The organism is Desulfovibrio sp. Huiquan2017 (genome assembly GCF_017351175.1).
GTDB lineage: Bacteria > Desulfobacterota > Desulfovibrionia > Desulfovibrionales > Desulfovibrionaceae > Pseudodesulfovibrio.
This window is the reverse complement of the sequence record NZ_JAFMPN010000004.1, coordinates 56,427-78,055: the sequence shown is the minus strand read 5'-3', so window position 1 is coordinate 78,055 and position 21,629 is coordinate 56,427. Positions and strand designations below refer to the sequence as shown.

Genomic DNA, 21,629 nt, shown 5'->3' with positions numbered 1-21,629 from the left:
GGCGGCGGACCGTTTCGCCTTCAGGCGTTCGGCCCGAGCGCCGCCGGACCCGTGCGGGCAGGCAATCTGAACTGAACAGGAGGCGGTTATGGATCACGATTTTCTTGTGGACGCCCTGACCAAGGTGGTCGGCCCAGACAATATTCTCACCGGCAAGGAAGATCTCATCGGTTACACCTACAACGCGGGGGGCGCGGCTCCGTCGGCCGTATTGCCCGCGGCGGCGGTCATCCCGGAAAACACGGAGCAGGTTTCCGCCGTGGTCCGGTTCGCCAACGAAAACCGGCTGCCCGTCCTGGTGCGTGGACAGGGGTCCGGCCTGAGCGTCAACGTCATCCCCGAACGGGACGAGTCCATCGTCATCTGTATGCAGGCCATGAACGAGATCGTCGTGGATCCGGGCAGCATGACCTGCACGGCCCAGGCCGGGGCCATTACCTCGGACATCAAGGCCGAGGCGGCCAAGCACGGGTTGTTCTATCCGCCCGACCCGGCCAGCTTCACCTTCACCTCCATCGGCGGCAACGTGTCCACCGACGCCGGCGGGTTGCAGTGCGTCAAATACGGCACGACCAAGAGCTACGTCTCGGGCCTGGAGGTGGTCCTGCCCAACGGCGAGATCATCCACACCGGCGGCAAGTGCATCAAGGATGTCACCGGGTACAACCTGACCCAGCTTTTCACCGGGGCCGAGGGCACCCTGGGCGTGGTCACCAAGGCCATCCTCAAGCTCATTCCCCAGCCCGAGGCCCGGACGGCCCTGCTGGTGGCCTTCGACGACCTGGAGAACGCGGCCACGGCCGTGGTGCGCATCATGCACGGCGGGGTGGTCCCGTCGGTCATGGAGTTCATGGAAAAGACCTTCATCGAGGCCGTGGAAGCCTACACCCATGCCGGGCTGCCCGTGGATGCGGCGGCCATGCTGCTCATCGAACTGGACGGCGAGGCGAGTTCGATCCCGGCCAAGATAGGCCGCGTTCGGTCCATCTGTTCCGAACTGGGCATGATCGAGTTTCGGGCTGCGGCCAACGAGGAAGAGGCCGAAGCCATCTGGCTGGCCCGCCGCGCCGCGCTCCCGGCCCTGGCCCGGGTGGCCAAGGGACGGCTGGGCGGCGACCCGGCGGCCCCCATCGACCGCCTGGCGGACGTGGTCGGGACCCTGCACGGGCTGGGCGAAAAATACGGCCTCAAGGTAGGCTGTCAGGGCCATGCCGGGGACGGCAACGTGCATCCCCATTTCTTTTTCGACAACGACGAGCAGAAGGCCCTGGCCGCCCAGGCCCGGACCGAGTTCCACGAATACATCATTTCCATCGGCGGCACCGTGTCCGCCGAGCACGGCGTGGGTCGGGAAAAGGCCCCGTACCTGGTCAGGCAACTGGGCCGGGCCCAAGTGGACGCCATGTGGGCCGTCAAGAAGGCCCTGGACCCCAATCTGATCATGAATCCCGGTTGCATCTTCGGGGAGTCGGATCATGACTAGCCTGTCCGAAGAACTCAAGGCCCGCGCGGCCAAATGTACCCGCTGCGGCTCCTGTCTGGTCGTCTGTCCGGTGACCCGGCGGCTGCACAGCGAGGCCACCAGCTCACGCGGCAAGTTGCAGATGATCCGCGCCTTGGGCGAATCCCGCCTGGACGCGGGCGGGGAGCTGTCCCGCCTGGTGAACCAGTGCCTGCTTTGCGACGCCTGCTCCGAGCGGTGTCCCTCGGGCGTGAAGACCACGGACCTGTTCATCATGCTCCGGCACGAGATCGGCACCGAAGTCCCGCTGCCCAAGCTCAAGCGTCTGGCCTTCACCGGGCGTACCTACAGGCGCCTTTTCGACCTGGCCATGCGCGCGGGCGGTCTGTTCCAGAAGGTCCTGTTCCGTGACGCGGGGAACGGCCAGGGCATGGAGCCCCGATTGCCCATCCCGGCCGCCGGTCTCGACGTCCGCCGGGTGGTTCCCAAGCTCGGCGTGCGCCCCCTGCGCAGCCTGGTCCCGCACCGGGACGGCCTCGGACATCCCCGGGCCCATGTGGCCTTCTTTCCGGGCTGCATGCTCAGCTACGTCTACCCCGAGGCCGGGGCCGCCGTGGTCGAGACCCTGCGCGCCAACAACGTGCGGGTGTCCATGCCCGATGACATGGGCTGCTGCGGCACGCCCATGCTGGTGAACGGCGATTTCGACACCGCGACCCTGCTGGCCGAGCGGGTCATCAAGGCGCTGGGCGAACGGAAATACGACGCCATCATCACCGCCTGTCCCACCTGCGGATCGGCCCTGCGGGAGCGCTACGAACTGCTGCCCTTGTCCAGCGAGGCGCGCCGGACCTGGGAAGGATTCCGGGACAACGTCATCGACTTCTCCCGGTACCTGGCCGAGACCGGCCTGCACCGGAACATGGTCGCCCGCGAACGCACCGTGACCTACCACGACTCCTGCCACATGGTCCGGAGCATGAAGGCCAAGGCCGAGCCGAGGGAGCTGTTGGCCGAGCTGCCCGGCGTCGAACTGGTGGAAATGCGCGATGCCGGGAGTTGCTGCGGCTGCGGCGGCACCTTCAGTGTGGAGAATTACGAGCTGTCCCGTCGCATCAACGACGACAAGATCCGCAACATCATTGATTCCGGGGCCTCCACCGTGGCCATGGGATGCCCGGCCTGCATGATGCACATCGCCGACGGCCTGGCCCGCCATGGAGCGGCCATCCGGGTGGTGCATACCGCCCAGCTCTTGGCCGAGGCCTACGGCCCGCCCCTGCGATAACCCCAGCCATTCCTCCTCCATGCCCGGTATGGGGGGCCTTCACCTCAAGCCGGAACGACCGTCGTTCCGGCTTTTTTTGTCGGGAAGGGATGGCCGGAGCGCGGGTGTTGCAAATGGAAAGCCTCGGGTCGGCGGACCGGTTCCCCCGGAGCCCCTCCGTCCGGACGCCGATGCCAATCTCCGGGGCAGTGGGTCAAGATGGCCGCCCGGCCTCTTTGTGTCCACACTGGCCCGCTTTCGATCCGGCCCACCGTACACACAGTGAACAGTTAAGAAAGTGAACAGTGCTTAACATCTTAACAGGCTGTGCGCCGACCGTGGAGAGGTCTGGAATTCGCAGTAAAAAATAAACAATATTACAGCATGTTATCAAGTCATTCATCGGCCGGTTTTGTGGCACGGTGGTTGCTATTGAAGGGTGCTTCACAACGACGTCCGGTCTGCCCTGAACCTGAACCGGCCGCCTGAGGGAGCATCAATGGTAAGAGTCTGCGTGCCGTCCCCTCCGTCCCGAAGGACGACCGGCGGCATCAATTCGGGTTCAACGGACCGCTCTCTTGCATTGTAGGAGGTGCAGCATGGAGTGTAAACAGAACGCCGGTGACGGCTGGGTCGCTTATCTCAAGTACGCCGTCGCCATTCTTTCGATCTTCGCCGGGGTGGCCATCGCCCTGACAACCCCGCCCGACGGCTTGACGCCCGAGGCGATGCGCGCCATCGGCGTGCTCGTCTTCGCCGTGGGTTGGTGGATATGCCAGATCGTGCCGGAGTACGTGACGGGTATTTTGATGTGTACCCTGTGGGCCGCGACTCACAGCGTCAAGTTCAACGTGGCCTTCTCGACCTTCGCGGGCACGGGTTGGTGGATGATGGTCGGCGCCTTCGCATTGGGTGCCGTGGCCGGTCGGACCGGCCTGTTGCGGCGGATTTCCCTGTATGTCCTGACCTTGTTCCCGGCCACCTTCCGCGGCCAGGTCCTGGGCCTCATGGGCGCGGGTACGATCATCAGTCCGCTGGTGCCGAGCATGAACGCCAAGTCCGCCCTGTCCGCGCCGCTGGCCCTGGCCATCAGCGACTCCCTGGGGGCGGAACGCAAGAGCCCGGCCGCCTCGGGGTTGCTCGCGGCCTGCTACACCGGATTCGTGCTCATGGGCCACATCTTCCTGTCCGGCTCGTTCAGCCATTACATGCTGATCTCGATCCTGCCCGAACAGTACAAGAATGTTTCCTGGTTCGATTGGTTCCTGTGGGCCCTGCCCTGGGGCGTGGTCGCCTTTACGGGGTTGGCGCTGTACATCTTCTGGGCCTATGCGCCCAAGGAGCCGCTGACGCTGCCCAAGGGATACGGCCGCAGGGAGCTTGACAAGATCGGGCCCATGACCCGGGACGAGAAGATCGTCCTGGCCGTCATTCTCTGCGCGCTGCTCGGCTGGATGACCAGCTTCCTGCATCACGTCTCGGGCGCGGTCATCGCGGTCATCGCCATGTGCGTGCTGCTGGGCGTGAAGACCATGACCAAGGAAGACTTCAAGACCCGCATCGAATGGCCCGCCATCTTCCTTATCGGTTGCGTCTTCAACATGGCCAAGGTCGTCAAGGCCCTGAGCATCGACACCTGGTTGTCCGACGCGCTCAAGCCGATCATGGGCATGGTCATGAGTTCCGTGCCCGTCATGATCATATCCATCGTCGTGGTCATCGTCCTGATCCGGTTCCTGATAACAAACATGACGTCGGGTTCCATCATCGTGGCCATCGTCATGATGCCGTCGGTCCTGGCCGCGGGCATCAACCCCTGGATCGTCATCTTCGTCGCCTTCACGGCCGCCAACGTCTTCTTCTTCAAATACATGAACACGATTTATCTGTGCGCCCAGTTCACCACGCACGGCGAAATGTCGGACCACTGGCCCATGGCCAAGTTCTGCATGGCCTTCACGGTGATCAGCACCATCGGGTTCCTGGTCAGCATTCCCTTCTGGAAGATGTTCGGCTTAATGTAATATATTGAGGAGTTTATTCAATGAGTACAGCCAAATTGATCCAAGGCAACGCCGCCATCGCCCAGGGCGCTTTCTACGCCGGGGCGCGGTTCTATGCCGGCTATCCCATCACGCCTTCGTCGGAAATCGCGCAGATCGCGGCCAGCGAGATGCCCAAGCTCGGCGGCGTCTACATGCAGATGGAGGATGAGCTGGCCAGCATGGGCGCCATCATCGGCGCATCCCTGTCCGGCGCCAAGGCCTTCACCGCCACCAGCGGCCCCGGTTTCTCGCTCATGCAGGAGAACCTCGGCATGGCCACCATGGGCGAAGTGCCGCTGGTCGTGGTCAATGTCCAGCGATCCGGCCCGAGCACCGGCCTGGCCACCCGCCCGGCCCAGTCCGACATGATGCAGTTGCGCTGGGGCCGCCACGGCGACCAGAGCGTCGTCGCCCTGATTCCGGCCACCGTGGCCGAGTGTTTCGAGCTCACCGTCAAGGCCTTCAACATCGCCGAGAAGTACCGCACCCAGGTGATCGTGGCCCCGGACGAGGTGGTCGGACACATGCGCGAGAGCTTCCGTCTGCCCGAGCCGGGCGAGCTGGAGGTTATCGACCGCGTGAAGCCCGCGGGCGAGCCCAAGGACTACAAGCCGTTCAGCTTCGAGCCCGGTGCGGTGGCCCCGCTGGCCGCCTACGGGAGCGACTACATCTTCCACGTCACCAGCTCCATGCACGGCGAGGACGGCTACAGTTGCAACACGCCGGACAACGCCGCCCGCCGCGTGGCCCAGCTGCACACCAAGCTTGAACAAGACATCGACGACGTGATCATGGTCAAGGAGTTCGACGTGGAGGGCTGCGAGATCCTCATCGTGGCCTACGGCGTGGTCACCCGCGCCGCGCGTACCGCCGCCGCCAAGGCCCGCGAAAAGGGCGTCAAGGTCGGTGTGCTGCAACTTCAGACCGTCTGGCCCTTCCCGGCCAAGGCCGTCGCCAAGGCCGCGCAGAATGCGAGTTCCGTCATCGTTCCGGAGATGAACTACGCGGGCCAGATGGCCGGCGAGGTTCGCAAGGTCGTCGGCGACGCCTCCATGGTCCGCACGGTCAATTCGTACAACGGAACCATCATGTTCCCCGACGCCATCGAAAAGGCCCTGTACTAGGAGAGTAACGATGAAATACGCCACTGGAATGGATTATATAAAGACCGACTCCCTGCCGCACATGTGGTGCGCGGGTTGCGGCGACGGCATTGTCGTCAGGGCCATTGCCTGCGCCCTTGAAAACCTTGAGCTGGATCCGCGCAAGATCGTCATGGTCAGCGGCATCGGCTGCTGGGGCAAGGCGGATGATTACTTCACCTGCAACGCCCTGCACACCACCCACGGCCGGGCCCTGGCCTACGCCACGGGCGTGAAGAGCGCCAACCCCGAGCTGACCGTGGTCGTGCTCATGGGCGACGGCGACGGCACGACCATCGGCGGCAACCACCTGCTCCACGCGGCCCGCCGCAACATGGATCTGACCGCCGTGCTGGTGAACAACTACAACTACGGCATGACCGGCGGCCAGGCCTCGGCCACCACGCCCCACGACGCCGTGACCAGCACCTCGGTGCTCGGCAACCCCGAGCGCAGCGTGGACGTTTGCGAACTGGCCAAGGTGGCCGGAGCCAATTACGTGGCCCGCGAGACCGTGGCCCAGGGCACGCGGCTGTCCAAGCGCATCCAGGAAGGCATCGCCAACAAGGGCTTTTCCCTCATCGAGGTGGCCAGCCCGTGCACCACGCTCTTCGGCCCGCGCAACAAGATGCGCCAGCCCGTGGACATGCTCCGCTGGCTCAAGGAGAAGGGGGTGTCCGAGGCCCGGTACGATAAGATCGAGGACGCCGCCGCCCAAGGATACTTCAAGGTCGGCAAGTTCGTGGAGCGGACCGATCCCGACTTCAACACCAGCTATGAAGTCATGCGCGAGCGCCTGCAGCAGAAGGAGGGCAAGTAACATGACGAAACACTCCGAAATCATCATGGCGGGTACCGGCGGACAGGGGCTCATCTTCGTGGCCTCCTTCCTGGCCGAATGCGCCATCGCCGAGGGCCTGAACGTGGTCCAGACCCAGACCTACGGCATCGCCCAGCGCGGCGGCTTCATCTCCGCCGAGGCGATCATCGCCCCGGACGAGATCCTGTTCCAGCAGGTCCTGAGCCCCAACGTGATCGTGGCCCTGCACGACGTGGTCGGCGGCCGCTACGACAATGCTTCCGTGCCCGTGGTCTACGACTCCAGCATCATGGCCGAACGGACCTTCGACAACTGGCTGGGCATCCCCTGCACCAAGACGGCTCAGGACATGGGCGCGCCCAAGTCGGCCAACCTCGTGGCGCTGGGCGCGGCCTACCAGCTCCATCCGTTCGTGGACTTCGACAGCATCGTCGCGGCGGCCACCAAGAAATTCGCCCCCAAGATCGCTGAAATGAACATCGAAGCCGTGAAAAAGGGCATCGCCCTGGCCGAAGCGGCTTCCCAGACGAGGTAATGACCATGGAAGAAGCCAAGAAGAAGTTCAAGATCACCATCGTGGAAGAGCGCTGCAAGGGGTGCGGCTACTGTAAGGAAACCTGCCCCAAGGACGTCTTCGAGTTCGAGGGCAAGCTCAACGCGGCCGGATACGTCGTGTCCTCGCCCAAGCACCTGGACCGGTGCATCGGCTGCAACAGTTGCGTCATGGTCTGCCCGGACCTGGCCCTGTCCCTGTCCGAAGAAGCATAGCAACCGACGGCCGAGCCGTCTTCCGGGGCCCCGCCGCATGGGGCCCCGGGATCCATATCACGAGGAATTCATGTCATACACCACCCTGGAACAACTGGCCGACAAGGTGCGCAACAGCGGCCGGGGCGCGCGGACGGTGTCCGTGATCAACGCCACCGAGAGTCATGTGCTCGAAGCCGTGCGCGACGCCCGGGAAGACGGGCTGATCACCCCGGTACTGTTCGGCGACAAGGACGTCATCGCCGAGCAACTGGAACTTCTCGGCCTGTCCCCGGCGGACTTCGCCATCGAGCATGCCGCCTCCCCGGAAGAAGCCGCAGTCCTGGCGGGACAATCCCTGGCATCGGGCCGGGCCGATTTCCTGATGAAGGGCAACATCCCCACCGGGAACATGCTCAAGGCCCTGTTCAGCAAGGAAGCGGAATTTCGTACCGGGAATCTCATTTCCCACTTGAGCGTCATCGAACTGCCCGATCATCCGAAGCTCTTCGGCCTGACCGACGCGGCCATCAACATCAGCCCGGACGTGGAGCAGAAGAAGGGGATCATCCGCAACGCGGTGGCCACCATGAAGGCCATGGGCTTCGTCTCCCCCAAGGTGGCCGTGCTGGCCTCCACCGAAGTTCCCAACCCCAAGATGCAGGCCACCATGGACGCCGTGGAGATCAAGAAGGCCGGAGCGGCCGGCGAACTGGGCGACTGCGTGGTCGAGGGCCCCATTTCCTATGATCTGGCCATGAGCCCCGAGTCCGCGAAGATCAAAAGGTTCGACAGCCCCATCCAGGGCGACGCCGACCTTTTGGCCTGCCCGGACATCAACGCGGCCAACGTGCTCATCAAGGCCCTGCGTTATGCCGGGCATTCCCGCAGCGCGGGCATCGTCATCGGCGGGCGCGGCCCCATCGTGCTGACTTCGCGGGCGGCGGCCACCCAGGACAAGTACTGGCCCCTGGTCCTGGCCGCGTCCGCGACCCTCGGCGACAACTAACGTTCGACAGGAGCCATCAGTGTCTCAAGATTCATATGCCATACTGACCATCAATCCTGGATCGACCTCCACCAAGATCGCGGTCTTCGACAACGACAGGCTGCGCTTCGAGCACAAGGTCGATCATCCGGCCGAAGAGCTGGCCCGGTTCACCAACAGCATGACCGAGCAGTTCCCCATGCGCCGCGAGGCCATCCTCAAGTGCTTGGCCGACAACGGCGTGGACCTTGCGTCCCTGAGCGCCGTGTCCGGCCGGGGCGGCAAGCTGCCTCCCCTCCGCCAGGGGGCCTACGAGGTCAACCGCGAGATGTTTGAATTCCTGCGCGACCGTCCCATCGACGACCACGCCTCCAACCTGGGGGGCATGCTCGCCTACGACATCGCCCAGGCTCAGGGGATTCCGGCGTACATCTACGACGCCGTGGTCGTGGACCAGCTTGAGGACATCGCCCGCCTGAGCGGCCTGCCCGAGATGAAGCGGCGGGCCTCCTGCCATGTGTTGAACATGCGCGCCGTGGCCCGGCGCGTGGCCGAGCGCGAGGGCAAGTCCTTCGAGCAGTGCTCCTTCGTGGTCTGCCACATGGGTGGCGGCATCAGCGCCTGCGTGCTCAAGAATGGGCGGATGATCGACGTGGTCACCGACGAAGAAGGCCCGTATTCGCCCGAGCGGTCCGGCGGACTGCCCGTGCGTCAGCTCATAGACAGCGCCTTTTCCGGCGAGTTCGACAGGTTATCCCTGACCCGCCGGACGCGGGGCAAGGGCGGCCTGGTCGCCTACCTGGGCACGAACAACGCCATCGAGGTGGAGCGCCGCATCGATGCGGGCGACGCCGAGGCCGCGCTGGTCTACGAGGGCATGGCCTACCAGACGGCCAAGACCATCGGCGGGCTGGCCACCGTGCTGCACGGCGGCCTGGACGGAGTGGTCATCACCGGCGCGGTGGCCTACTCCGAACGGCTGACCGGATGGATCAGGGAGCGTATCGCCTTCCTGGGGCCGATCTTCATCGAGCCCGGCGAAGACGAGTTGCAGGCCCTGGCCCTGGGAGCGCTCAGAGTCCTGCGCGGCCAGGAGGAGGCCCACAAATTCACCCTGTCCGATTGATTTAACCATAACCCACCCCCCGGCGGACGGCTCCGCACCTCGCTCTGACGATTCCGCCAGGCATCCAGAGAGGGCCGCCCGCCCGGCCCCATCCCGACATACGGCAAGACCCCTTACAGCCTGAGCATGGGATGGGATTTCGCGGCCGGAACGATTATCTACAGGATCGTTCCGGCCGTTTTCTTTTTCTTCGGGCTATTGGCGGACCTGATTATCCTGGAGCCGTTTCCAGACGGTCACCCGGCTGACGCCCAGGCGGCGGGCCACCCGGGTCTGGTTGCCGCCCATGCGGTCCAGCATCTTGTTGAAGATTTCGTTTTCCATGTCCTTGAGGGAACTCACGTGGATGGTCAGCATACCCGGGGCGTCGTCCTGCCCGGCCGGGTCGGCGCATCCCCGGCTCCGGTGCGTGCGTTCGGCCAGCAGCTTCATGGCCGCATAGTCCAGGTTGCTTTCGAGGGGCTGGAGGATGAGCAATTTTTCCATGAAGTTTTCCAGTTCGCGGACGTTGCCCGGCCAGTCGTACTCGCGCATCATGTCCAGGGTGCGGGCGGATAGCCGTTTGCCGGGCTCAAGGCCGTACATGGACCCCTTGGTGGCCAGGAAGTAGCAGACCAGGGTCTCGATGTCCTCGGGCCGCTCCCTGAGCGGGGCGATGTTCAGATTGAGCAGGTTGAGCCGGTAGTAGAGGTCGCTGCGGAAGTCGCCTTTTTCGACCATGCCGAGCAGGTCCTTGTTCGTGGCGGCCACAATGCGCGTGTTCACGTCAAGGATGCGGTCTCCACCCACGCGGAGCACGGATTTCTCCTGGAGTACGCGCAGCAGGCGGCTCTGGATCATGGGCGAGATGTCGCCGATCTCGTCCAGGAAGATGGTCCCGTTGTGAGCCAGTTCGAAGAGCCCGGCCTTGCCGCCTTTCCGCGCTCCGGTGAAGGCCCCGCTGGTGTAGCCGAAAAGTTCGCTTTCCAGCAGGCTCTCGGGCAGGGCCGCACAGTTGACGGCCACGAACGGCCCCTTGCTCCGGGGGCTTGAATTGTGGATGCCCTGGGCGAAGAGCTCCTTGCCCGTGCCGGTCTCGCCCTCGATGAGCAGGGCCGCGTCGGTGGAGCCGAACTGCCGGGCCCTGAGCACGCATTCGTGCATGGCCTGGCTGCTGTAGGTGATGTCGGCAAAAGATTTCTTGGCCACCAGGCCCGCGTTGCGCAGGGCGTTGCGCGATTTGCGTTCCAGGGATTGGATGTCCGAGATGGATTGGAAGGTGACCAGGGTCTCCTCGATGCGCCGGTTGATGCTCAACTGGATGCGGTTGACCATGAAGGCACTCTCGCCGCTGACCACGGTTTCGTTGACCAGAAAACTTCCGTCTCCGTAAATGTCGCGGAAGATTCTCGGCACCTCGGGCGAGGCCAGGGGCTTGCCGACCACATCCGCCTGGGTGACGTTGAAGATCCGCTCGGCCGCGAAGTTCATGATCGGGATGTTGCCGTCCTTGTCCACGCAGAAGATGCCCTCGCTGGAATAGTTCAGGATGTTGGTCACCCGGTTGGCGGTCAGCCGCTCCTTGTAGTTCAGGTCGATGATGTTCTTGGCCGCTATGAGTGCGCTGCGGACGTTCTCGCGGGAGGACTTGATCATGACGTAGTCCACGCCGTGCTTCTGGACGTGGTCGCAGGTACACCCGCCCAGGCCGATGACCGTGTGGTCCTTCAGGGAAAAGACCTTGTTGATCTGCTCCTGGAAGTCGTCCTTGTTGGAATAGGAGAAGACGCTGAAGTCGAAATCCGGGGTCAACTTGGCCAGGCTCTCCAGTTCCTTGAGCAAGGGACAGTCGTAGCTGACCAGGGCCACCTTGTGGCCGTAGCTCTTGGCCTTGTTCAGGGCCTGGACGTAGTCCACCACCGAGATGGTGATGGAGATGACCGGCTTGGACAACATCTCTTCCATGAGCAGGGCGGTTCCGCCCTGAGAAAGGAAGACGTCGTATTCGCTCTGGTGTTCCAGCGCGTACAGGTGGCCGTCGGTCAGCAGGCCCCCCTTGCGGATGTCCAATTGCAGTCCGAGGCCCTTGGCGACCCTTGCGGCCTCCCGGCTCAGGGTCTCGGAAGTCGAAATAAGTAATGCTCTGTGTCTCACGGATGGGTTCCCTCCTTGCAGCCCGTCGCACGTCCTTTTGCAAGGATTTGGACGAGCCGTATTACACCGCCATGGAGTCGAAGGGATGTTACAGGAAAACGTCCGCCGATTCAATGCCCATGGTATAAACGCATGGTTTGGCAACAGTTGTTTCGGCGGTCGGCGGACCCGCGCCGGGATGCGTCCGGCATTCTTGCTATAAAAGATAAAAAACTTATTTAAAACAGCATATTGCGACTGTCTTAGTAGGCCAGTCGGCCGAGCGACTTCATGATCAACGTGCATCCCATGGCGAACATGCCGGTCAACCCCATGCCGCAGGAGAAGCCCGCCAGCAGGACCGGGGCGTAGTGGCGCCATTTGGTGCCGTACTTTTTGAGGAAATAGAAGCGGCCGAGCAGGGCGCCGATCACTTCGAGGAGCATGCCGTGGGGCGTGGACTGGCCCAGTCCCCGGACCACGCCGTAGACCAGGAGCACGGGCAGGCCGAGCACGTTGAGCACCGAGTAGAGGATCAGCCCGAGCCCCAGGCCGGACAGGACCACCGGGCCGGACAGGGCCTCGAAGAACAGGGAGTTGCCGTCCAGGGTGGAGGTTTGCAGGAGCAGGGTGTTCAGGGCCTGGAGGTGCCACAGCTCCTGGGCGAATGGATACTCGGGCGAGGGGATGGGCGCGAGCTGCCAGAGGAACTGGGAGAAGAGCAGGGAGGATACCATGACGATGGGGAAGACCAGGATTTCCGCCTTGATGATCCCGCGCAGGGACGTGCCGGTCAGCTCGATCTGGCGGAACTGGACCGTGGCCTCGCCGTAGTTGTGGAACGGGATGGGCGCGTACCAGATTTCGAGCCCGTGATAGCCGAAGAACTTGGCCCCGGCGATGAACGAGAACTCGCGGACCATGGGCAGGGCCACGAACTGTCCGGCCACGCCCTCCATGCGCGCCGAGATGTAGGAGATGACCGGAGTGTAGATGAAGCCATAGAGGACGAAGAAGATCCACGGGAAGCTGGGCACCAGCCAGAGGCAAAAGGCGATGTAGCACAGCGTGGAGAAGACGTAGATGCCGATGGACACCCAGAAGTTGATGTCGCCGCGTCCCTGGGGCGGGTTGAACAGGGCCGAGAAATCCAGGCCGCCGCTCGAACTCTTGAAGGACCGGACCACATGGTAGACGCCCACCGCGCCGATGGCCAGCCCCAGTCCGATGCCGAAGCTCATGTAGAAATCGAAATTGTTGGCGAAGACCGTCTCCACCGTGGCCATGCCCGGATGCCAGCGGTGCAGGATGCCGTGGGCGTAGAGGATCGGATTGGCCACGATGGTCACGATCAGCCCGAGCAGGCCGCCGATGACTGCCCAGAACGGCAGGACCATGCCGATAAAGACCAGGCCGAGGTCGAACTGGATGCCCGTGGCCACGGCGGGCAGGACGTCCTCGGTGTGCCGGGTCAGCTCGATCCACGGGATGGGGATAAGCCGGATGGGCTCGGTGAAGAGCAGCCCGGACAGGGCGGGCAGGAGCACATAGAAAAAGCCGAAGGCCAGGCCGATGACCCCGCCGATGGAGAAGACACGCCACTTCCAGCCGGTTTTCCTGTCCTCGGTGGATTCGGCCAGGGCCATGGTGCCCAGCGCCCCCACCGGGGCCATGGGGAAGGGCAGTTTCTCCACGTCCGAGGTGATGCGGTAGAGCGAGTAGCCCAGGCCGAAATGGTCGATTCGCTGGACCAGTTGCGCGCCGATGAGCAGCAGAATGGGGATGAGCCAGTCGCGGTGCAGGAAGGTCCGCTCCAGATAGGAGCCGGAGCCCAGGGCCGGGGCCACCCAGTGGGGGATGAACTCGGTCAGGCCGAGCATGCGCGCCGCGTCGGACTGGACCAGGTACTGGTTCCAGAGCAGCCCTTGGAAAGGCGAGGCCAGGGCCGCGCCCGCCATGTAGTAGAGCAGGAATATTTCCTGTTCCTTCAGGTGGGTATAGGAGCGCTTGGCGATCTCGGCGAAGAGGATGATGGTCACCCATCGGGCGGCCGGGCCGATGCCCTGGCCAATGACCAACTGGAGGTACATGGAACCGGGCATCATCAAGAAGCCGATGAATATGGCGCCCACGATGGCCTTCCAGTCGAAGCCCTCCTCGAACTTCTCCGGCGGCTGCATCAGGTTCCGGTATTCTTGCAGTTCCTTGTCGTCGTACATAGGTTTCGCTCCGGCTGATCCGGCTTAACGGTAGAGGTCGAGTATGGCCTTGAGGCTGCCGTCCCGCTTCATCTCCCGGAGGCGGCCGTTGAACAGGTCGATGAAGGGCTCCCATCCCCGCCCCCTGGGAAAGAGGAAGCGGAATTCCGCCGTGCCCACGGGGGTTTCATCAATGCGGAAAAGGGTCGGTTGCAGATTCGGGAGGTTGCGGAACATCCACAGTATTTCCGTACGGTTGACCAGAGCGGCGTCCGCCCGTCCCAGCCGCAGGAGTTCGAGCAGGGCCTGGGGCGAGGTGGTGTCCAGCCTCGTGATCCCGCCTGGACCGAAGTGTCCTGCCAGGGCGGGATAGAAGAATCCCCGGATGCCCGCCACGGTCTTGCCGTACAGGGATTTCGGCCCGGTGTAGCGCAGGGTGCTCGTCGCGGGATAGAGGAGCACGTCCTCGTTGGGCATGAAGGCGTCCGTCCACAGGAAGCGTTCCGGAGCGGCGACCCATTCCTTTGCCGTGGCGTAGATGTCCACGCCGCCGTGTTCAAGCATGCGCCAGCCGCGTCTGTCGGGCAACAGCCGGGGAGTGGCCGTGTAGCCCAGCGGTTTGACCACGGCCCGGAGCACGTCCATGAGGATGCCGTTGCCTCGCGCCTGGGCGGTGTTCAGGTAATAGGGCGGCACATCCGCGTGGGCGATGAACATGACCAGTTCGGCGGTCTTGGGCAGTTCGGCGGCCAGGCCGGGAGAGCCCGCGCTCTCGACGAGCAGCAAGAGGAAGGAAAGTTGGAGTATTTTGAAGAGAAATCGCATGGGCATTCTCATGATTACAGGGGAAAGACCGCATACGCCTGGCTGGAGAACATGCCGATGACGGCATAGATGCCGCCCATGAGGAAGTCGCCGAGGATCAGGCCGATGAACAGGAAGCGGACCTTGTTGTAGAGCCGGGTGCCGCCGTAATGCAGGACCAGATGGTTGCACAGCCAGCCCAGGAAGAAGGGGTACCACAGGATCTTCATGCCCGCGGAGTAGGCCGCCAGGTAACCCAGCGGATGCAGGGGCCACCAGGGCAGCTTGTAGTAGCAGTAGATGAGCGCGAACATGACCAGGGCCCCGAAGCCCGCATAGGTCATCAACCAGCGGTTGGGACCCACGGGCTGGTCCACCAGCCGTTGGGCGTTTTCGAAGTTGGCCAGCACGGTTTGGGTGGCCCAGTCCAGGCGTAATTCCCGCAGCCCGTAGCGGTGGCCCAGGTAGAGCATGGTGGCGAAGGCCGCGGCCAGGGCCAGGACCAGGGAGAGGCCGATGGCCACGAGCACCAGGTTGCGCCGGTCCGGCCTGGCGGATTCGCGGATCTTGGCTCCGTGGAACAGGGTTGGAGCCACGGCCTCGCGCACGTCCAGGAACAGGACTTTTTGCATGATCGCGGTGGCGGCCACGCCCGCCGAGCCGAGGACACCCGTGCCGAACAGCCCCACGATCCCGTCGGACGGAGCGGCGGTCAGGGTGAAATACGGCAGACCGCCCTGGCAGACCAGCCGGCTGACCACCAGCATGACCAGCATGAAGGCCATGGGCAGGAGGACGGCCCCGAGCCAGGGCAGCCCGAACCAGCGGCACCAGACCGTGAGGAAGACCATTCCGAGGACGAGTCCGGCCAGCGGCCAGACGGGCGGTCCCCACTCCCGTGGCGGCGTCCCGTGCGGGGACTCGTCGCCCCGGTGGAACGGCCGGACGAGGCGGCCGAAGGTTTCCTTCAGGTGATACCGGGCCAGCCAGAGCAGGAAGACGAAGAAGACGGCATAGGCCCCGATGGTCTGCGCGCCCTCGGGCCGGGCCAGATCGGGCCCGAGCGTGGTGCCGAGCGCGGCCTCGGGCAGTTGCCAGCCGAGCACGTAGAGCAGGCCGAAGAGCAGCCCGGCGGCCAGGTGGAAGAACCACATGGAAAAGGAGATTTGCCGGGTGGTCAGGAAGGCGAAGCCGACGAAGGCCGGGATGAAATAGAGCTTCAGCTTGTAGAACCCGGAGAACAGCCCGAACTTGGGGAAATAGGACCCGGCCAGAACGAGCGTCGGCAGTTGCGGAACGGATGGGTAGTAGAAGTGCAGGCCGTTGAGCAGGTGCAGGGCCCCGGCCAGGACCAGGCCGATGAGCAGGAAGCGGTCGGTCCACCAGGAGGAGAGTTGCCGCTGGTCCAGCGCCTCGCCCATGAGCAGAGGCACGCGCAACAGCGGGAAATTGACCCGCTCGTTGACCACCCACTGGCGGCCGAACAGGACGGTCAGGCAGACCATGACGAAATACGCGCCCAGGATGAACAGGGACCAGACGATCAGCGGCGGCAGCCACACGCCCCACGGGATGGCCGACAGGATTTGGAACACGGACATGTCCCGGCCGCCCTTGATTCCCTGGAAAAGCTGGCGCACGGCCTCGGCCGAGTGGGGGAACCAGGCGTCGGGCAACAGCGGGCCGAGGACCTCGGCCCAGCGGTAGGCGTCCCGGGCGTAGCGCTGGGGCGCGGTGACGTTGACGAGGAAGGTCTCGCTCAGCCCGGCGTAGCCGATGGCCGAAAACAGGGTCATCATCAGCCAGACGACCAGGAGCTCCACTCCGGAGAGGACGGGCGGCTTGCGGGTCAGGCGCGCGACCCCGGCGTCGAGGACGAAAAGCCAGGCCAGGATGAAGAACGGGGCCAGGGGGAAGTGGCCGCCGCCAAGGGGCACGCCGCCCAGGACCGCGTTGTTGTAGGGGGTGTAGACGCACAGGACCAGGCCGAGGAGAAGCCCGGTGAGCAGCGCGCGCGGCCGCAGTCGTCCGTTCATGCCTCTTCCTCCGCGTCCTGCCCGGCTTCTTGCCGCAACCGTTCGGCATCAAGGTCGTCGGCGTAGTGGACCACGGCCTCGTCGTCCAGGGAGCGCCAGGCCAGCAATTGCTTGCGCAGGTCGTTGATAAAATTGCGGTTGAGATTTTTCCAGGCCGTGAATTCGCCTGCCTCGCGGTCGATGAGCACCTTGATCTGCCGGAAGCCCGCATAGATGTCCGACGGGCAGAAGACCAGCCGGACCTTCTGGCGCACGCCGAAATCGAAGGGGGCCAGCCAGACGCGCAGGTCCATGGAGAAGCACAGGTCGTCGGGCAGGGGGATGTCCCGGTCCGCGCCGGAGAACAGGCCGGTGGACTGCTCCCGTTGTTCCAGATCCAGGAAATTGCAGCGCATGTCGTCGGTGCAGAAGGCCCCGTGGGAGACGTCGTGGTGGGCCAGGTAGTAACGGCGCAGGAAGCCGCCCGCCGAGGCCATTTCGTTCATCTTGATCAGGAAGGGCAGGATGACGGTCATGCGGTCGCCTTCGGCCTCGGGCATGGTCCAGGATTTGTTCACGTCCGGGATGGCGATGTTGGCCGCCACCCGGGCCGGGTAGATGGCCGAGACCAGGACCACGCCGATGACCAGGACCATGGCGGCCACGCCCGCGGTGGACGAATAGTTGGCGGTCATGCCCGCCCACAGGGGCGTCCCGGCCAGGAACGCGCTGGACGTCTGGGCCAGGACGTAGCCGATCACCACGGAGATGACCGCGAAGGCCAGGGATTCGGCGATGAACAGGAAGGCCACGTGGGGCGGGGCCAGGCCCACCGAGGTGTAGACCGCGATCTCCGGGCGGCGCTCGTAGACCGATCCGATCATGGTGTTGAGCACGATCAGGATGGAGATGGCCAGGGGTATCAGGATGTTGGCCATACCAGAATAGTTGACCGCGTCCGAGGCGTAGTACAACGACGTGCCTTCGGGCCCGCCCTTGAACAGGAGCAGGCCGAAGCGGTCGCCCAGGTCGTCGTCCACCTTCTGGCCGGTGTCGGGGTGAACGGCGATGCCCTTGAGGCGGCCTGCGGACAGGGAAAGCAGGATTTCGGCGGGCATGATGACGGTCTCGAAGCCGGGAATGTGCTGGTAGCGGGACTCGGCGGCCATGACGTCGTCGCCGTTTTCAATGGCCTCGGCCTCCACCTCGGACATCTGGGTCGCCGCTTGGTTGGGGAAGACGATGGGCGTGACCGGCTCGCCGTCCAGGTCCGGGTTGTCGCGTAGCCCATCGTCGCTGAATACGCCCACCAGGGTCAGGGGCAGGCCCCAGAGGACCACCTTGTTGCGCGTGGGATCGTCCGGGTCGGCCCCGATGCGCTCGGCCATGCGTTTGGGCAGCATGACCGCCTCGCGTTCGCCCTCCTTGAACCAGCGGCCCTTGATCAGGATGCGGTCGAGCCCGCTGACCTGCGGTTCGCGCCAGGACAGCCCGATGAGGCCGCGTCCCTGGGCCTCTTTGCCGTTGCGGACCACGGGGATGAGCGGGGCGCGGGATTTGTCCGAGGTAAGCCCGGTGTCGTACCAGACACGCGGGGCGACCACTCCGGAGCCGGAGAAGGCGTTGCGCATGACCGCCAGGGCCTCCACCGGAATATCCTGCCAGTTGATGTACTTGGCCATCAGCCCGTCATAGGATGCGTGGTCGTTGAACCGGGCCCATCCGGCCTGGCGCACGGACTTGACCGTGGTGAAGTTCATGATGGTGAAGGTCAGAATGACCAGGGTGGCAAAGGTCAGGAAGGTGCGTACGGGCCGCCGCTTGAGATTGCCCACGCCGAGCGCGAAGGCGGCGGCGAAGGCCGCCATGGGGCTGATTCCGGTCAGCTTGACGTGGGAGGACCGTTTCTGCAGTTCGACCATCTCGCGCTCGAAACGGAAGAAGATGATCAGGGAGACGAGCAGCGACAGGGCCAGGATGAAGAAGGCCAGGATGACCACCAGCGGCGAATAGGTCAGTTGGAAAGCGGGATGGACCAGGTAGATGACTCCGATGATCAGGACCAGGAAGCCGAGGAAGGCGAGAATCCGTTTCCGGATGTCCACAAAGGAGAAAAAGAGCCGTTCCATGCAGTAGGCGAAGGGCACGAACAGGGCCACGTAGAAGAGCACCCCGAAAAGCACGTCGCGCTGGGTTTTGTCCACGTCGTTGTAAACCCGGCTCGCCTTGGACAGGGACGCGCGGGAGGCCTCGATGAATTTGTCCCATTGCCGGGTTTCCCGGAATCGTTCGGCCTCGGCCAGTTGGGCGTCCCCCTCCTTTCGCAGCAGGCGGATGCGGTCATTGACGATGCCCTTTTCCTCAAGGTTGTCGATGCGCGGGCCGAGCAGGGTCCACATGTCCCGGGCCGCCCGGAATTCGGTCAGGGGGATGACCGGCCAGCGGCGGGCGACGTAGCCCCGCCCCTGCGGATGTTCGGGGTCGGCGTTGAGCAGCAGGACCTTCTTTTCCAGAACGGTATCGGACAGGGTCAGTTTGATCGGGGTGTCCGGCTCCAGGAAGATGGTCCCCAGCGTGGACGAGCGGGTGTCCAGACGGCTGTACCAGTAGCTCACGGGCGGGGCCTCGGTGCGGCCGTCGATGAGCGTGGGCCGGTACAGGTACTTGAAGGTCCGGGGATCGAACATGTCGAAGAGGGTGGTCTGGGTGCAGGCGAACAGGACCAGATCGGTGGCCTGCACGGCGCGGGAGAGCTTCAGCCGGTAGATGTCCCGACCGGTCTTGGGTTTGTCGATGGCCCAGTCGGCCAAGCCGGTCTCGTCGTTGAACCTGAACGCCTCCAGCACGGCCTTGTGATAGCTGACCTTCTTGCCCGCCAGGCCGGGAATGCGGAAATTGCCCTGGGTATCGACCATGCCGTAGTTGCGCGTCTGCCACTGGAAGGCCAGGATCACGGTGCCGGTTCCGGGCCGGTCCGGGAAGATCTCGCCCTTGCGCAACAGGTTGGCGCGGCCTTCCACGGTGACGAAATCGTTCTTGGCCCGCTTGCCCGCGTCGGCCAGGGGCTCGTTCGTCAGGGCGCCGACCAGGGCCCTGACCAACCGGGACTGTCTCTTCAGAAAGGGAAAATTCACGCGGCCGGACCGGTCGTAGGGAGTGCCCCAGGCCGGGCGCACGTCGTGGACCGTGGCCAGGGTAAAACCGGGCAGCCCGGCCAGGGCCATGGGTTCGCCGCCGAGGTCTGGCCGGTCGGGCAGATAGCTTTGCCAGGCGCGCTTGCCGGGCCGGAGCGTGTCGTGGAACAGGCGCGCGGTTTCGGGATCGGTGCCCTTCAGCCGTTCCACCGCGCCCTTCATGACCGTGTCCAGTGGGCGGAAGAAACCGGTCCGGTTGACGTCGGGCTTGAGGTCGATGAGCCAACCCTGGTCGAATCCGCCCAGCCCGTCGCCATGGGAGGAAAGGTACAGGGAAACATGGGCCGCGATGGCGGTCTCGCCCAAGGCGTCGCGCACGGCCCGGGCCGAGGCGATGTCTTCGAGCTGGCCGGAAGCGTCGGCCAGGATGGCGGTCTGAAGTGTCGCGGCGGGCTGGAAAAACCGCTTCAGCGCCGTCCGTTCGGCTTCGGGCAAGGGGTAGTCGTCCACCGTGGAGCTGATCCAGGTCAGCCGTTTGAGCTTGATGCGCTCGTCGGCCAGGGTCTGGATGCGTTGTTGGTCGGCGGCTTCTTCTCCGGCCAGGAGGCGCAGGCGCATGAGTTCGCCGGTGATGTCGTCCTCGCGGTTGCGGACCACGGCCTTGAGCGCCCGCTTGAGCCGGGCCGCGTCGTTCGGGTCCGCCAGGTTGGCCGGGGCCAGGGGCTGGGGCGAGCGGAGCAGGGCCAGGGTGCGCTCCGTGCCGGTCACCCGCTCTCGAAGCCCGTCGCGCCGCGCCTTGAGGGCCTTGCCCTTGGTCACCAGGGCCCAGGTGAATTCGCGCATGCCCGCCTGGGCCGAGGACTTGCCCGCCGTGGCCAGGAACAGGACCGAGCGTTTGGGGCGGTGTGCGGCCAGGTCGGCGGCCAGGTCCATGAGGGCGACGATGGAGGCGCCCTCGTCCGCGCCCGGGGAATGCCCTTCCACCAGGGCTGTGGAGTCGTAGAACGCCTCCAGGATTACGGTCTGCCCGGAGAGTTCCGGGTCGGTGCCGGGGATGCGGCAATAGACGTTCTGCAACCGTTCGTTGCGCCACTTGCCCCGGGAGGTCAGCCTGCCCTGGCCGAGTTCGTGGGGCCCCCTGGTCGTGAGGTCTCGCCCGAACAGGGCTTCGGCCCGTTCGCGGGCGAGCCAGAACACGGGAAAGTCCACCGGGGTGAGCTCGAATTTGGAACTGAAGCGAGGCCTGGGGGCCGCGCCGCCGTCCCCGCCCTCGCCCACGAAAATCAACCCGCGTGCGCCGAGCATGGCCGCGTTGTTCCAGTTCTTGCCCGAGTCCATGTCCATGAGGACCAGGGCCCCCTCCACGTTCAGACCGTCGAAGTCGGCCACGGTTCCCGGGCCCGCGTAGAGCAGGGGGCCGTCGATGCCGGGCGGGGCCACGGCGCCGGGGGACAGGGCGTTGGCCCGCAATTGGCGCAGGGACTCGACCGCGCCTGTGGCCTTGACGGTCAGGGTCGCTCCCTCCTGGACCTGCACGGGCAGGTGGAAGGATTGGCGCCCCAAGGTTCCGTCCGGAAACAGGCGTGCGAATTCGGCCTCGACCATGTCCGCGGCCCGGGCCACGCCCGTGCTGCCCGGCGATCGGTCGCCCAGCGCGCTCAGGCGGCGCAGGAAGTCGGCACCGTCGGCCAGGGCCGGGCGCACGGACGCCGCGACCAGGAAAACGGCCAGGAGGGCGGTGAAGAGTTGCGGGCCGCGCCGGGTCATGA

At 64.7% G+C, this 21,629-nt stretch carries 14 protein-coding genes; 9 read left to right on the top strand and 5 right to left on the bottom strand.

Annotated elements, in window-relative coordinates:
• Window positions 1-88: 88 nt before the first annotated feature.
• From J0909_RS04100 to buk, 9 genes are all read left to right on the top strand, one after another.
• A complete protein-coding gene (locus tag J0909_RS04100) occupies window positions 89-1,483 on the top strand; it encodes an FAD-binding oxidoreductase (RefSeq protein WP_207260746.1) in 1,395 nt (464 codons plus the stop codon).
• Window positions 1,476-2,750 carry a (Fe-S)-binding protein gene (locus J0909_RS04095; protein ID WP_207260745.1) on the top strand — a complete coding sequence of 425 codons (1,275 nt, stop codon included), beginning with the start codon at window positions 1,476-1,478 and terminating at the stop codon, window positions 2,748-2,750. Before J0909_RS04100 ends, J0909_RS04095 begins: the two co-directional genes overlap by 8 nt.
• A 578-nt stretch (window positions 2,751-3,328) precedes the next feature.
• Complete coding sequence (locus J0909_RS04090; protein ID WP_207260743.1) at window positions 3,329-4,753, top strand: SLC13 family permease; 1,425 nt, start codon at window positions 3,329-3,331, stop codon at window positions 4,751-4,753.
• Window positions 4,754-4,773: 20 nt separating this feature from the next.
• Window positions 4,774-5,898: a 2-oxoacid:acceptor oxidoreductase subunit alpha gene (locus tag J0909_RS04085; RefSeq protein WP_207260741.1), complete on the top strand. Its 1,125-nt coding sequence runs from the start codon at window positions 4,774-4,776 to the stop codon at window positions 5,896-5,898.
• A gap of 10 nt (window positions 5,899-5,908) precedes the next feature.
• Entirely contained in the window at window positions 5,909-6,736 is an 828-nt protein-coding gene (locus J0909_RS04080; RefSeq protein ID WP_207260738.1) for a thiamine pyrophosphate-dependent enzyme, read from the top strand.
• Between the two features lies 1 nt (window position 6,737).
• On the top strand, window positions 6,738-7,271 hold the full coding sequence (locus tag J0909_RS04075) for a 2-oxoacid:ferredoxin oxidoreductase subunit gamma family protein (RefSeq protein ID WP_207260736.1): 534 nt from the start codon (window positions 6,738-6,740) through the stop codon (window positions 7,269-7,271).
• A 5-nt stretch (window positions 7,272-7,276) separates the two neighbouring features.
• Window positions 7,277-7,504 carry a 4Fe-4S dicluster domain-containing protein gene (locus tag J0909_RS04070; RefSeq protein ID WP_207260734.1) on the top strand — a complete coding sequence of 76 codons (228 nt, stop codon included), beginning with the start codon at window positions 7,277-7,279 and terminating at the stop codon, window positions 7,502-7,504.
• 70 nt (window positions 7,505-7,574) lie between these two features.
• Window positions 7,575-8,492, top strand: a complete 918-nt coding sequence (locus J0909_RS04065; RefSeq protein WP_207260731.1) for a phosphate acyltransferase — start codon at window positions 7,575-7,577, stop codon at window positions 8,490-8,492.
• A gap of 19 nt (window positions 8,493-8,511) precedes the next feature.
• The gene (gene buk / locus J0909_RS04060) at window positions 8,512-9,597 is read left to right on the top strand and encodes a butyrate kinase (RefSeq protein WP_207260728.1); all 1,086 of its coding nucleotides are present in this window, start codon (window positions 8,512-8,514) and stop codon (window positions 9,595-9,597) included.
• Between the two features lie 195 nt (window positions 9,598-9,792).
• On the opposite strand, the gene J0909_RS04055 is transcribed toward buk, so the two are convergent.
• The 5 genes from J0909_RS04055 to J0909_RS04035 form a co-directional block, all read right to left on the bottom strand.
• The gene (locus J0909_RS04055) at window positions 9,793-11,730 is read right to left on the bottom strand and encodes a sigma 54-interacting transcriptional regulator (protein ID WP_207260725.1); all 1,938 of its coding nucleotides are present in this window, start codon (window positions 11,728-11,730) and stop codon (window positions 9,793-9,795) included.
• Window positions 11,731-11,972: 242 nt separating this feature from the next.
• Window positions 11,973-13,928 carry an OPT family oligopeptide transporter gene (locus J0909_RS04050; protein ID WP_207260723.1) on the bottom strand — a complete coding sequence of 652 codons (1,956 nt, stop codon included), beginning with the start codon at window positions 13,926-13,928 and terminating at the stop codon, window positions 11,973-11,975.
• 24 nt (window positions 13,929-13,952) lie between these two features.
• A complete protein-coding gene (locus tag J0909_RS04045; RefSeq protein ID WP_207260722.1) occupies window positions 13,953-14,732 on the bottom strand; it encodes a substrate-binding periplasmic protein in 780 nt (259 codons plus the stop codon).
• Window positions 14,733-14,746: 14 nt separating this feature from the next.
• Window positions 14,747-16,747 (bottom strand): DUF6785 family protein, encoded by a 2,001-nt coding sequence (locus J0909_RS04040; RefSeq protein WP_207260720.1) that lies wholly within the window; start codon window positions 16,745-16,747, stop codon window positions 14,747-14,749.
• Entirely contained in the window at window positions 16,744-21,627 is a 4,884-nt protein-coding gene (locus J0909_RS04035) for an FtsX-like permease family protein (RefSeq protein ID WP_207260718.1), read from the bottom strand. Before J0909_RS04035 ends, J0909_RS04040 begins: the two co-directional genes overlap by 4 nt.
• Between the last annotated feature and the right edge of the window lie 2 nt (window positions 21,628-21,629).